12 protein-coding genes are annotated in these 12,951 nt (G+C 54.7%); 6 read left to right on the top strand and 6 right to left on the bottom strand.

Going from position 1 to position 12,951, the window contains the following annotated elements; all coding sequences use genetic code 11:
• Window positions 1-45: 45 nt before the first annotated feature.
• The 6 genes from IE065_RS15445 to IE065_RS15420 form a co-directional block, all read right to left on the bottom strand.
• The gene (locus IE065_RS15445) at window positions 46-1,518 is read right to left on the bottom strand and encodes a glycosyl hydrolase family 57 (RefSeq protein WP_189516702.1); all 1,473 of its coding nucleotides are present in this window, start codon (window positions 1,516-1,518) and stop codon (window positions 46-48) included.
• 186 nt (window positions 1,519-1,704) lie between these two features.
• Complete coding sequence (locus tag IE065_RS15440) at window positions 1,705-2,664, bottom strand: hypothetical protein (protein WP_189516700.1); 960 nt, start codon at window positions 2,662-2,664, stop codon at window positions 1,705-1,707.
• A gap of 210 nt (window positions 2,665-2,874) precedes the next feature.
• Window positions 2,875-3,501 carry a superoxide dismutase gene (locus IE065_RS15435; protein ID WP_200163385.1) on the bottom strand — a complete coding sequence of 209 codons (627 nt, stop codon included), beginning with the start codon at window positions 3,499-3,501 and terminating at the stop codon, window positions 2,875-2,877.
• Between the two features lie 75 nt (window positions 3,502-3,576).
• A complete protein-coding gene (locus IE065_RS15430; protein WP_189516698.1) occupies window positions 3,577-4,587 on the bottom strand; it encodes a bile acid:sodium symporter in 1,011 nt (336 codons plus the stop codon).
• Between the two features lie 60 nt (window positions 4,588-4,647).
• Window positions 4,648-6,423, bottom strand: a complete 1,776-nt coding sequence (locus tag IE065_RS15425; RefSeq protein WP_189516696.1) for a mechanosensitive ion channel family protein — start codon at window positions 6,421-6,423, stop codon at window positions 4,648-4,650.
• A 162-nt stretch (window positions 6,424-6,585) separates the two neighbouring features.
• Complete coding sequence (locus tag IE065_RS15420; RefSeq protein WP_189516694.1) at window positions 6,586-7,272, bottom strand: Mpv17/PMP22 family protein; 687 nt, start codon at window positions 7,270-7,272, stop codon at window positions 6,586-6,588.
• A 109-nt stretch (window positions 7,273-7,381) separates the two neighbouring features.
• On the opposite strand from IE065_RS15420, the gene IE065_RS15415 reads away from it, so the two are divergent.
• From IE065_RS15415 to dxr, 6 genes are all read left to right on the top strand, one after another.
• Window positions 7,382-8,215, top strand: coding sequence for an ABC transporter ATP-binding protein (locus tag IE065_RS15415; protein WP_189516790.1), 834 nt, complete (start codon window positions 7,382-7,384; stop codon window positions 8,213-8,215).
• A gap of 19 nt (window positions 8,216-8,234) precedes the next feature.
• A complete protein-coding gene (locus IE065_RS15410; protein ID WP_200163383.1) occupies window positions 8,235-9,146 on the top strand; it encodes an ABC transporter ATP-binding protein in 912 nt (303 codons plus the stop codon).
• An 8-nt stretch (window positions 9,147-9,154) separates the two neighbouring features.
• Complete coding sequence (locus tag IE065_RS15405; protein WP_189516693.1) at window positions 9,155-9,763, top strand: class I SAM-dependent methyltransferase; 609 nt, start codon at window positions 9,155-9,157, stop codon at window positions 9,761-9,763.
• 206 nt (window positions 9,764-9,969) lie between these two features.
• A complete protein-coding gene (gene uppS / locus IE065_RS15400) occupies window positions 9,970-10,728 on the top strand; it encodes an undecaprenyl pyrophosphate synthase (RefSeq protein ID WP_189516691.1) in 759 nt (252 codons plus the stop codon).
• Complete coding sequence (locus IE065_RS15395) at window positions 10,725-11,522, top strand: phosphatidate cytidylyltransferase (protein WP_189516689.1); 798 nt, start codon at window positions 10,725-10,727, stop codon at window positions 11,520-11,522. Before uppS ends, IE065_RS15395 begins: the two co-directional genes overlap by 4 nt.
• A gap of 70 nt (window positions 11,523-11,592) precedes the next feature.
• Complete coding sequence (gene dxr / locus IE065_RS15390) at window positions 11,593-12,780, top strand: 1-deoxy-D-xylulose-5-phosphate reductoisomerase (RefSeq protein WP_189516687.1); 1,188 nt, start codon at window positions 11,593-11,595, stop codon at window positions 12,778-12,780.
• The last annotated feature ends 171 nt before the right edge of the window (window positions 12,781-12,951 follow it).

Here is a 12,951-nt window from a genome sequence, read left to right as displayed (position 1 = left end):
CGACCACCTCGGAATTCCGTCTGAAGAATCCGCCCAGATGAGGGCTTAATAATCGCTTTCCACAATGGCACCGACGCGGCGGCAAATTTCGCGGCCAAAGTCCGTCCATTCGCCCTGGCCCCAATAGCGGTAGCAACTGGTCTGCGAACTCATCAAGTGGAATAGGGCATTGCGGTAGCGATTTTCGTCGGTGGGCATACCGGGCTTGAGGACCTTTTCGTGGAAGATCGAACTGGCCTCCTCCATTGGCCCAAGGACATTGTCATAGCCTTTGACCCACGATATATTATCCGTCCAGCTGCCGCCATCCATGTGGAACTGGTGGTCTTCTTCCTTGAGCTTTTCAATGGCCTTTTCGAGCTTCTTAGGGCCACAGCCAGGCTTCACTCGATCCCAGATCTTCTTTTGCTGCGCGGGCTGCACAACTGGGAGATCCGAGACTTTGATACCCATGCCAAAGAGCTTATCGAGGTATTCGGAAACGTTCATCATCGGAGTGTCCGTGCCGGAGGCGTTGGCGCATACTTCCTTAAACTTGCCCGGAAACTCGTTCATCATCACACCGCCGTTTTCGCCGTCGGCAATTTGAGTGACGAGGGGGGGGACCTGCTTACCTGCCAACTCCCAACGAGAGAGACTCTGCGCCTCATACCAAGGCTGCATCTGGGCAACGAGCTTGGTGTCGCTGCCCTGCGTCTTAATGATCGCAATGATGCTCACTTCCTCGCCCTCGGAGTTTTTCGCCACGAGGCGATGAGGCAGGTGCTTGGCCTGCGGACCATGCCCAGACTCGGGTAATTCCACAGTGTGCTCTTGCACAAGCACCCACTCGTAACCGCAGTCCACGAGCGTCTTAATGAATTCGTAGGCGACGTCGGGCTGGTTCGGCAACGCCATTTCCGAAGGAGAAAAACCGCGCAGACGGCCCAAAGCCTCCAAGCCAAAAATGCCCGCAAAATGCTGTTGGAAAGCCTTCACGTGAAGGCGGTAATCCTGCACGGGAGTCGAAGGCGCAACAGCGTGCCCCCAAGGCATGCCCAGCCACTCAATGCAATGGCGGTAGTCGGGGTTCATGGTAACGCCCTTCAGGCTGTCAATGACATCATTCAAGCCCATGTCGCGAAGGCCGTGGAACAGTGTGCCGGAATACTCCAGCATGCAACGTGGCTGCTTCCCCTGATGAATCAACTCGGGCACGAACTCACCAATGCGCTTGTAGCACCAAGCAAAGGCTGACCAGTTATGGTTATCGCCCTCGTTCGGGTGTTCCCGCATGTGCCGCAGATTGCTGATTAGCGGCGCAGTTTGCAGGTTGCCTGTACGCTGAGGAATGAGCGGCTGATGCTGGTGCAGCGCAATTGCCGCGGCGCTCTTAATGTGATCAAAGTTGATCGAATTATCGCCCGCGTAGGGGGAGGTCTTCGCGGCCTCGGCAATGGTAGCCTCGATGAGGGATTCAGCGCCCGCAATATTGGGGAGCCCGTCAACGTATTCAGGAAGCGTGGTGGCAGTGCTCATAGTAATTATTTTCTCGTGATGCTTGTGTGAGCTCAATCATGACCGAAAACCCCGAAAAGTGAAGTAGATATATGAAACATTTGCCCACAAAGACCATCCGTTTACCAAAAAAGCACCCAAACGCTTTGCATGAAATTGAAGGCCATTTACGAAGCACCGTGACCAATGGCTGATCAGCGCCTCGCGCTATTTCATGTCTTCTTCTGTCCGCTCATAGATTTCCTCATCAGCAACCCAAATGACCATGCGATCTTGGTTCTTGCGATCTTTCATGTAGCGAATGTCGGTATCGCCCTGCTTCGTGCCGCCGCCTGTGCCATGCGCACGGAAGGTGATTTCGCCATCGGGAGTGTTATAAATCGTAATCAGATAGCCCTCGTTCATGGCGTCCTCATCGAAGAAATATTCCTTGGTAAAATACATGGGGTTCGCCGCGGCGGCATTATTAGATAAGATCGGGTAAGGCAGGCTCGCGATACGTTTTTCCTCCATCTCATACGTGGCCTGAATACGGTCTGGGGCAACGAGCTCCGGCTCATGCAGGGAAACTTGATCGAGCGGTGAAAGCTGACCAATTTCATAACGAACCTGCTGCTTGTCCTTCTGAATGATGACTACCTGATTTCCGCGAAACATGCTGAGCTTGCCCAAATCAAGAAAGCCCTGACGGGTGAGCCAGCCACGGGTGCCGTCCACATAGGTCGGGATCGCCATCACGCGTCGTAACTCGAGCTTAACCGGCAGGTTGTTGATCTTATTCAGCGTCCCCGTTAAGGTGAGTTTATTGCCCTCCAAAGTGTAATTATATTCTAGAGGAACAACGGCGAGTCTCTCTTGGCGGTCGAGGATGACAATGGAGTCGGGCTCCAAGACGCAATTATAAGCCTCCAACAGATGACTCTCGGCCTGCACGAGGAATTTATTGCGCGAAATCGTAATGATCAGCGGGTCGAGCGTCGGCAAGCTCAGCCGTGAACCCAGATGCCCCAAATTAAGCGAGGCCAACTGCGCTTCAACGATCTTACGCTCCGGCGGGTCCTGAAACTCCACCTTCCAGCGGCCAATCAAACCCGGGTCATAACGTTGGCCATGAGCCAGCGTAGCAAGAGTAAGGAGAAAAAAGAAAACAACAGCTCGGCGAATCATGGGGATAGAAGGCTACAAGTTAAAGTGAAGAGGTTAAAGGTTAAAGCATATTCAGGCGCAATAGTTGCAGACCAAAATCCATTTTACAGTCAAGCGATGAAGCCCTCCTGCCCCACATACTTTAACCTCTCCACTCTTACCTTTAACCTCAAAAAAAAGCCCCGGCCAAAACTGACCGGGGCTGAAATTCATACGAGCTTATCGCCGAAACTAGGCAATTGCCTTGGCGTAGTATTCGTTGACCTTGTCCCAGTTGATGACGCTCCAGAAGGCTGCAATGTAGTCTGGGCGCTTGTTCTGGTATTTCAGGTAATAGGCGTGCTCCCAGACGTCGAGGCCGAGAATCGGCGTGCAAACGCAATCGACCAAGCCCTTCATCAGTGGATTGTCCTGATTTGGAGTGGAGCAGACGCAGAGCTTGCCGTCCTTCACACCGAGCCACGCCCAGCCGGAGCCAAAGCGATTCGCAGCAGCAGCGGCGAATTCCTCCTTAAACTTGTCGAAAGAGCCAAAAGCGGAATCAATGGCCTTGGCAACTTCACCGGTTGGTGCACCGCCGCCGTTTGGCGCAATGACCGTCCAGAAAAGGCTATGATTGGCGTGACCGCCACCATTGTTGCGGACTGCAGTGCGGATCTTTTCAGGCACATCGGAAATCTTTGCGCAGAGCTCAGCGACGCAGCATGGTGCATCGTAGCCGCTGCCTTCAAGCGCGGCATTGAGCTTGGAGACATAGGCAGCGTGGTGCTTGCTGTGATGGATTTCCATCGTCTGAGCGTCGATATGCGGTTCGAGCGCATCGTACGCATAGGGGAGACTTGGAAGTTCGTAAGCCATAATCTTAATATATTGTGTGGTTCGTGATTTTGTCGGATGACGAAAGCAATAGCGTGTAGTCCTTCTGCCAAGTCGTCAACGCTCAGCAACGTTTTTTGCTTCAAGTTTTCCCACGATCAACCCACCAAGTGAAAGCTGGAGCAAGCTGTAACATAAAAGCGGCAGCAGGACGACGCCAGTGTCCCACTCGTGGAAAGCCAATAAGCTTTGGGCCATCGGCACACCAGCCGCCACGGTTTTCTGAGTCGAGCAAAAGAAGGCGCTTAGTTTGTCCTCCCGTTTGAAGGGCAGTGAACGAAGCGCCAGCGCACAGAGGCTCCAGGAAACCAGCGCCAGCAGAACCGTCCCGCCAAAAGAAATCGCCAAGGCGGCTGGCGGTTGTTTTTCCCAGAATCGATTGAGCACCGCTTGGGCAAATGACAGGTAGATAATGTAATAGATGATGTAGGGCGTAATCTTCCCTGGCAGGTGCTTGTGCCGATCAATGAATGCCCGCAGAAGCGGCCGCATCCCCTGCCCTAATATCAATGGCAAGAGCAGCAAAATAACGATCTTGAGCAGCATCTCCCCAATCGGTGCCCCCTCGCCGGAGTTCCCCGTCCACCAGACGAAAAACGCGGGCACAATAAAAATACCGAGCACGTTGGCCACGGACGTATTAAACAGGGCAACAATTGTCGAACCGCCGGATTTCGTCGCATAGACGACCGAGGTCGAAATCGTGCAAGGCACAATGCCCAGAAACAGCCAACCAAATGTAAGCGCCGGGCCGAGAATCTCGGTGAAAGGCAAACTCAACAACCAAGCCAACAGCGGCATCACAACAAAAATAAACAACTGCGTAAAACCGTGGACCCTCCATTGCGCAAGGCCCCGGCGTAGCTCTTCCGTTGGCAGAATCATCCCTTGCAGGAAGAAAATAACAAACACGCCAATCTTCGTCGTCCACTGCGGGAACAGCCAACTCCCCTCCGCCGCACCCTGCGGAATAACCGCCGCCAGCAACGTCGCCACAAAAACGCCGACGACGAAACGGTTACTAAGAACGAATTTGACCACGCGGCACATTTTCGCATCCCGCGCCATGAGTCACTTGCAAAATGTAGCGCATTTCGCGCTCATTGGCCGATCTGCCCGAAGCCTTGGTCAGGCGTCTGACGTGTTCGGCTGCGTAGATGGCCCGGATTCGTTTTGCTTCAATTCGATCGTCTGGGTGGGGAATGCGAAGTCGATGCCTGCGGCGTTAAAGCGCCCGATGAGCTCGAGGTTGAACCAAGTAGCGTGCGCGAGATAGTCAAAGTAATCAGCAGGAGTGAACCAGTAGATGACCATGATGTTTAGCGAATCGGCATTGAGATCGTTGAAATAAACACGCGGCGGAAAATCGCCGGAGTTTACATGCCGATTGCTCGGGCGTCCCAAGTCCTCGGCGGTTTTGCCGCCATCTTCGTCCTCCGAGAGAAGCTGTTTGATGATGTCCATCGCCTCCTTTATTTTTTCGGGAGACGTGTCATAGGTCAGCGTTACGTTTAACAGTCGCTTCACGTGTGGTCGCTGGCCGATATTTTCCACGTAGCTGCTGCTGACCTCTTCATTGGGCACGGTTAGCAAATGCCCGTCCAGCGTGCGGATACGTGTTGATCTCAGGCCAATTTCTTCGACCACGCCATCATGCTTGTTGATGACAACGCGCTCCCCAACCTTAAAGGGGCGATCCGCAAAAATCAGCACGCCACCAAGAATGTTCCCCAAAGTAGGTCGGGCTGCTAATGCAAAGGCCAAGCCACCCACACTAACCCCCGCAATAAGCGGTACCAGCGAGAGCCCGAGACGCTGCATCCCCTCGACCAAAATCCAAACGCCAACGAGGTAGGCCACGAGTCGGCAACTCAGCCGCACCAGACTCGCGTCCAACCCAAACGGGCTAATTTTGGGCGACGCGATAATAATGGCCGAAATGACGTTGGCCACGCAAACGCTCAGCCAAAACGCGGTAAAATAAAATGCCAGCCACAGGATGTCGTCAGTGATCGCCAAGGGCAAGATACGCAACCGAATGTCCACCGTGATCAGGTTGATCGTTAGCGGCAGCAGCAGCATCATGAACAATGGCAGCGTCAAGCGGCGAAACTGCATACCGATATGATTCGGGCTATCGTATTTATCTTGCCGAAAACGAGTCAAGAATCGGACGAGCCAGTAAATGGCACCGAGAAACATAAGCGTAATTAAAGTCGCTAGGTACTTCCAAATGGGATCTCCAAAGAGCTTCACCCGCAGAACGCGCGGGATTTTTTTTGTAAAATCAACGGGAATCAACGGGCCGGTGAAGGCGATATAGTTGTCGAGCAGCCCTCCATCCACGTTGATGTCGCCGACGATGGCATCCGTGCGATACGGCAAGGTTTCGACCCGTGCGTAGAGGTCATCCATTTGATGCATGGTATGCTTCGAAAAGACCCAATCACCTTTACGAGGCCCCTCCTGTAATTGCTCCAAGGAAATTTCCGTTCGCGGCAACTGCCAATACTCCACACCTTCCGGGAGCTCATGAGCACTCGGAATGCTCTCTATTTCAGGCGTTTCGATCCGGTCCAGGATTTCAACGAGCTGAGAGATGATGATGTTTATCTGTGCGTAGCGGTCGTCTTCTGCCAGCGAATCAGTATTCATCAAATAATCCATTTTGCCATAAAGCGCGATCAACTGCTGCTCCTGAGTCCAATCGACATCGCCATAATAATCACCACCCTTGAAGACATCTCCCACGGCCTTGGCTAACTCATTAAAGCTTTTTATGGTGGCCTGCGGGCTGCTACACTCTGGCACATAAATTGGCGCATGGGAGTGAGCGCTCTGCAACAAATCGCCGCGGCCAGTGCTAATATTTTCCTTAGAAAGATTCTGAGAAAACGCGCTCATCGGCCCGAAGCACAGCAGTAGAATAAGATATTTAATAATAGAGCGCATGGGCAACTTATTTAATTCAGAAGCGATAGTAATGTCCACATCAGACAAGTGAAGCTAAAACCCTAGAAGTTTATGAAACCTGTGATTGATCGCAGCAAAGCAGATTGAACGCCATCATGCAGCCCTGCGCTCACGCGTGAGCAGGATCACGAGCATCACCCAGATGGTGAGGATCAGGTTTTCCAACGGCAGTTGGAGGGCCAGCGGGAAGGTATAGATAATGATGACGGCGGGGGTCCAGACGCCCCAGTTGGAAATCATGACGGGGATGCTGCGCTCCCAGTAGCTCCGCCGGAGCAGAGCAGCACGCGTATCGGCTATGCTGTAGCCGCACGCCTTCCAAAGGTAGCCGAGGACCATGCTGGGCACCGCGACCAGCGGCACATAGATAAGCTGGTCCACTAAAACCTTGGGCAAAATACTCTGCCAGGTTGCGGAGTGGCCAAACAGCGCAGCCTGCATCTTATAGAAGAAGTAGACTTCCAGACCTTTCTCACCCCAAAAAAGCGATTGAAACAGGTAATCCTGCCATCGGCTGCTCTCTTTCAAGAAAACCCGCCGAAAAACCAACGGCAGGACGCCGCCGAAAAAAGCCGTGGATGGAATCGCGAATGCCGGGCCAAAACGCTTCTGCAACTCACCCACCCAGTCCAATGTATTGCGCACCGCTTCAACCTGATAGTAGCCCACGACCAGCAATATGCCACAGAAGATCAGGAGCGCACCCGGTATCAGGTTGGCCTTGGCGGCAGCAATGCCTTCATTGATGGCGGCGCGCCATTGGATTGGATGGGTTCTCACAATCCGGCAAACGCTGCACATTAAAACTCACTTCGCAATCCCGCTTGCATCATTGCCGATTTTTCGCAATTTAGGGCGATATGATGCCCGCAAAACCAGCCCGCCCGTAATGCCGCTTCTCGACGTCAAAGATTTAAAGATCAATTTCCAAGGCCGTGACCGCGTAACCGAGGCCGTCAAGGGCATCAGTTTTCATCTGGACGAAGGTAAGACGCTGGCCGTGGTTGGCGAAAGCGGTAGCGGCAAGTCCGTCACCGCAATGTCGCTGACGCGCCTGCTGCCCGAGCCACCCACCTGCCAGATTTCCGGCGAAATTTTCCTCCGCGGCCAAGACGTGCTCAAGATGCCCAAGCGAGACCTGCGCTCGATCCGTGGTAAGGAGATTGCCTACATTTTCCAAGAGCCCTCGACCTCGCTCAACCCGGTCTTCACCGTTGGCTACCAGATCGCCGAGGCGATCAAGCTCCACGTGCCTGAAGAGCGAGACGTGCCCGGTCGCGTGGTCAACGCCCTCCGCCAAGTGGGTATCCGCGACCCGGAAAAGCGTTACAAGGCCTACCCGCACGAGATGTCCGGCGGCATGCAGCAGCGTGTCATGATCGCCATGGCCCTCGCCTGCGAGCCCAAAATACTCGTTGCCGATGAGCCCACAACCGCGCTCGATGTCACCATCCAGGCACAAATCATGGAGTTGCTCAAGGAATTGCGCCAGAAGCACACGATGTCGATTATTCTGATCACGCATAACTTCGGCATTATCAAGGACTTCGCCGACGAAGTGCTCGTCATGTTCCGTGGTCAGATCGTGGAAAGCGGCCCGACGGAAGAAGTCCTCGGCAACCCACAGCATCCATACACCAAGGCGCTCATCGCCTGCATCCCCCGCCTCGGTGCTAAACAGCATCGCCTGACCACCATCGACCACGAATCACTGGTTGGATAAGCCAAGCTTTTTAAAAACCATGCCTGAATCCGTCGAACAGCCCCCCCCCCTCCTTGAGGTCCGCGACCTCAAGGTATATTACCCCATTCACGGTGGGCTGATGCGGCGTGTGGTCGACCAAGTGAAGGCAGTTGACGGCGTCTCATTCGCAGTGCCCAAGGGCACCACAGTAGGCCTCGTAGGTGAATCAGGCAGCGGCAAGACCACCATCGGGCGCAGCATCATCAAGCTCGCCCCAATGACCAGCGGGCAGATTTTCTACGCAGACTCCCCCCCCCTCGCCGAGAGCGATTTGCCGCCTTCTGAGCCAAAGCAGACTTACTACGACAACACCCTCGGAGATGCCTCCAGCTCAGCCCCTCCAGGCATGAAAGATATTGGCGCGATGACCCGCCCCGCATTCTTTCCCTACCGCAAAAAAATCCAGATGGTCTTTCAGGACCCGTTTAATTCGCTTAATCCACGCATGACCATTGAGCAAATTATCTCCGAGCCGCTGGACATCCATTTTCCTGCCTGGGATAAGGCCAAAAAATCCGCCCGTATCCTTGATCTGTTGGGCAAAGTAAACCTGCCCGCCGACAGCCGCAGCCGCTATCCGCATGAGTTTTCCGGCGGCCAACGGCAGCGCATCGGCATCGCCCGCGCCCTCGCCGTGGAGCCGGAGTTTATCATCTGCGACGAACCCGTCAGCGCACTCGACGTCTCGGTACAGGCTCAAATCGTCAATCTGCTCCAGGACCTTCAGGAAGAACTTGGGCTGACGTATCTGTTTATTGCGCATGACCTCGCCGTCGTGGAGCACATTAGCGACTTTGTCCTCGTGATGAACCAAGGTAAGCTAGTCGAGCAGGCCACATCCGAAGAAATTTACTCCAATCCTCAAGACCCCTACACGAAAAAGCTCCTCGCCGCCGTGCCGAGCTTATAGAGTGCTCCATGCACGCAGTACCAGGCATTGCGGGCTACGGAAAGTCCGTGGAACGATTTATTGAAGTCAGCCAAACGCTTTGTTTCGACGAAGTTTGCCGAGATTTCCTACCGCACCTCCCCGCCGCCCCAAGCCGTATGCTGGATGTCGGTTGCGGCGTTGGGCAAAACGCAGCCGCACTCACCCAAATGGGCCACTCAGTCGTCGCAGTGGAGCCGATGCCCGCGTTTCTAACGGCGGCGCAAAACCACTATGCGAAGCTGGAAATTGAATGGATCAAAGACTCCCTGCCCGAGTTGAATCGCTTAAATGGCTTGGAAGCGACGCTGGATTTCATCCTCGCCGATGGGGTCTGGCATCACCTCGACCCGCAAGCCCAACACAACGCAATCAAGCGACTTGCCTCACTGCTAAAACCAAACGGAAAATGCGGACTTTCGCTCCGAAATGGCCCAGCCGGTTTGGGCGAATATATTATGCCTACCGACGTCCAGCGTACCCTTAAACACGCTGAAGCGGCTGGATTATCCTGCATTTTTCGTATCGAAAATCAGCCTAGCCTCCTGGTAAGTAAGGCAAAGGTGAAGTGGGCACGACTCGTTCTACAGAAGGGATGATACCTCCTTAAAGTCTACCCCACATAGCCGATCCCGCCTCATATGGCCGAAATGGCTAGGCACATAGGACCTCCGAGATCAATGAACGTTATGGGGCAGCTCTCCGTATTTCATGTTGCATTTATCCTACCAATTAGACAGGGTGGAATATTCAGTAAAAGGGTGGTTTGACGGAACCAGCCGCGCAGATTTCTTACTTAAACGCCATGTCTCCAAAGGGTCATAATCGCCTCCGCCATGTCGCCATTATCATGGATGGCAATGGTCGTTGGGCGCGCCAACGTGGCTTACCCCGTATTGAGGGCCACCGTCGCGGCGTGGAAAATGTGCGCCAGATCATCCAAGTCGCCCGGGAAATCGAGCTGGAACACCTTACTCTGTTCGCCTTTTCGGTGGAAAACTGGCAACGTCCACCCGATGAAATTGCCTCACTGATGGACCTGCTGGAGCTGTTCCTGAAGCGCAACATCAAGGATCTGATCAAAAACGAGGTCCGGCTCAATGTTATTGGGCGCCCCGAAGAACTTCCCGACCGCGTCCAAAAACCGCTGCACAAAGCGCTGGAGCAGACCGCCCACTTTACCGAGCGCCAGCTCAACGTTGCCCTCAACTACGGCTCACGCACGGAAGTTCTGGACGCCGTCCGCGCCTACGCTGAAGCCGTTCGTGAGGGCAAGGAAGACCCCCGCAACCTCGACTGGCCGCATTTCGAAAACTATCTCTACACCCGTGGCGTGCCCGATCCGGACCTGCTCATCCGCACGTCAGGCGAAAGTCGCATTTCCAATTTTTTGCTTATGCAATGTGCATATTCTGAACTCTTTTTCAGCCCGGTGTTCTGGCCGGAATTTGGCCGGGAACACTTCCTCAAAGCCATTGAGTCCTATCAGCAACGCGAGCGTCGCTTCGGTAAAACCGGCGAGCAGGTTCAGCATCCCACGGACCACGCAATCGCGAACTCGTGAAGGCGCGTATACTCAGCACGGTGGGCCTATGGGGGGCCATCATCGCCGTCATTCTGATTTTTAAAAACTTCGGCGGAGTTGTTCTGCTGACGGCGATCACCATCCTCGCGCAACTCGAGCTTTACGCGATGCTCGAAGCAGGCGGCAAGGCTCGGCCAATGAAGATTCTGGGCGTTGTTCTGGGCGCTGGCGTGATGATGGGCAGCTACTTCCTGCCAGTCTCGGGTGCCATGGAGGTCCCGGCGATCGCCTTGATCATCCTGTCGCTCACACTCCTGCAAAAACCTAAAATCGGCGAGTGCTTCATGCCAACGATGTTTGGCCTGGTTTACCTGCCGTTCCTGCTTCAATTCTACGGCCTCATGCTGGCCGAATGGGGCTCCATTTTTCTGCCGATCTGGGTCATTGCCGTGGCAAAATTCTCCGACGTAGGCGGCCTGCTGGTTGGCAAAAAGTTTGGTAAGACCAAGCTCGCTCCGTCGATTAGCCCCGGTAAGACAATCGAAGGCGCGGCGGGCGGCGTTTTGGCCTCAGCCTTGGTCGGCGTAATCCTGGCCGTGATCTTCCAGAAAGTTTGCCCAATCCCGATGCCGATCTTTAAAACCGCGATTGTCGGCGGCGTCATTGGCTGCGTGGCTATCGTCAGCGATCTGCTGGAATCCCAGCTTAAGCGCTGGGCCGGCGTCAAGGACTCTGGCTCCATCATTCCCGGCATCGGCGGTGCCTTTGACTTGATTGACAGCCTCGTGCTTACCGGCCCGATCGCGCTCATACTTTTCCAATATGTCTTTTGAGATTTAAGGCATTAAGACTAAAGAAAAATCGTTGCTCCGACGCTTCTGACTACTGAATCTATCACTGCCAATGTCTGCTAAGAAAATCGTTCTCCTAGGGGCCACGGGGTCCATCGGCGAAAGCACCCGTCGGGTGGTCGCCAAACATCCTGATCGCCTGAACATCGTCGGCATCGCCGGGCGCACGCGCTGGCGAGAACTCGCCCAGATCGCCCACGAATTTGACGTGCGCCACGTGTCGATTTTTGACGAGACGGCCTTTAACGAAGCACGGGCCAGCGGAGCCTTCCCCGAAGGGACAACATTCTACTGCGGCCTCGAAGGCCTGACCGAAATTTCCTGCCTCCCCGAGGCCGAACTCGTTGTGGCCGCGATCGTCGGCACGCTCTCGCTCCAGCCCACACTGGCGGCGATTGAATGCGGCAAAGACATTGCCCTCGCGAGCAAGGAAATTCTCGTCATGGCAGGCAAAGTCGTCATGGCCGCTGCCAAGAAGCACGGCTGCCAAATCTTGCCAATGGACAGCGAGCACAACGCGATTTTCCAATGCCTGCAAGGCGAGCGCGACATCGATGTGCACAAGCTCATCCTGACCGCTTCCGGGGGGCCGTTCCGCGACTTCACCGCCGCGCAAATGAAGCACGTGACGAAGGCCAACGCGCTCAAGCACCCAAATTGGGACATGGGCCCGAAGGTGACAATTGACTCCTCCACCATGGCCAACAAGGGCCTGGAAGTCATCGAAGCTCACTGGCTTTTCGACAAAGGCCCGGACCAGATTCAGGTCGTCGTCCACCCACAAAGCATCGTCCACTCGATGGTGCATTATGTCGACGGCTCCGTGATCGCGCAGCTCTCGCCGCCCTCGATGACTTTTGCGATTCAGCATGTGCTACTCTACCCAGAGCGCGCTGAGGGCGTGGACCCCACGCTGGACTTCACTCAAATGCTCCAGCTCGATTTTCGCCCACCCAATTACGAGCTCTTCCCCTGCCTTCGTTTGGCCATGAACGCCATGGGCGTCGAAGGCGTCGCGCCAGCCGTTTTCAATGCATCCAACGAAATCGCCGTGGACGCTTTTCTCTCCGACCGCATCGGCTACTGCGACATTGCCCGCATCGTTGAGCAAACCCTCGCCGCCGTGCCCGCCTGCGATCCACAAGGGCTGGAAGAAATCCTCGCCGCCGATGCCGAAGCGCGCCGCCGCGCCGCAGATTTCGTCCAACAAATAGCGGGCGCGCCGATCCTAACTCAATAGTGCACTGATCGGCCACTGATTGATAATATTATTTGCCGTGCTTATTACGGATTAAAAATAACCCCAACCAGTAGGAATGAGAAGGCGTTTCCCCGGAACTGATACTTCTCAAGATGAGCAAAACACCGACTAAGCACCGCAAGACTAACGCCGCCTCCATCACCATTGGGG

Source organism: Cerasicoccus arenae (assembly GCF_014651635.1).
GTDB lineage: Bacteria > Verrucomicrobiota > Verrucomicrobiia > Opitutales > Cerasicoccaceae > Cerasicoccus > Cerasicoccus arenae.
Note: the sequence above shows the minus strand (reverse complement) of the source record. Positions and strands in the feature narration are given on the sequence as shown.

Excerpts from the sequence above, each read along its gene's own strand:
- IE065_RS15445 (WP_189516702.1), bottom strand. The coding sequence starts at position 1,518 with ATGAGCACTGCCACCACGCTTCCTGAATACGTTGACGGGCTCCCCAAT.
- IE065_RS15440 (WP_189516700.1), bottom strand. The coding sequence starts at position 2,664 with ATGATTCGCCGAGCTGTTGTTTTCTTTTTTCTCCTTACTCTTGCTACG.
- IE065_RS15435 (WP_200163385.1), bottom strand. The coding sequence starts at position 3,501 with ATGGCTTACGAACTTCCAAGTCTCCCCTATGCGTACGATGCGCTCGAA.
- IE065_RS15430 (WP_189516698.1), bottom strand. The coding sequence starts at position 4,587 with ATGGCGCGGGATGCGAAAATGTGCCGCGTGGTCAAATTCGTTCTTAGT.
- IE065_RS15425 (WP_189516696.1), bottom strand. The coding sequence starts at position 6,423 with ATGAGCGCGTTTTCTCAGAATCTTTCTAAGGAAAATATTAGCACTGGC.
- IE065_RS15415 (WP_189516790.1), top strand. The coding sequence starts at position 7,382 with ATGCCGCTTCTCGACGTCAAAGATTTAAAGATCAATTTCCAAGGCCGT.
- IE065_RS15410 (WP_200163383.1), top strand. The coding sequence starts at position 8,235 with ATGCCTGAATCCGTCGAACAGCCCCCCCCCCTCCTTGAGGTCCGCGAC.
- IE065_RS15405 (WP_189516693.1), top strand. The coding sequence starts at position 9,155 with ATGCACGCAGTACCAGGCATTGCGGGCTACGGAAAGTCCGTGGAACGA.
- uppS (WP_189516691.1), top strand. The coding sequence starts at position 9,970 with ATGTCTCCAAAGGGTCATAATCGCCTCCGCCATGTCGCCATTATCATG.
- dxr (WP_189516687.1), top strand. The coding sequence starts at position 11,593 with ATGTCTGCTAAGAAAATCGTTCTCCTAGGGGCCACGGGGTCCATCGGC.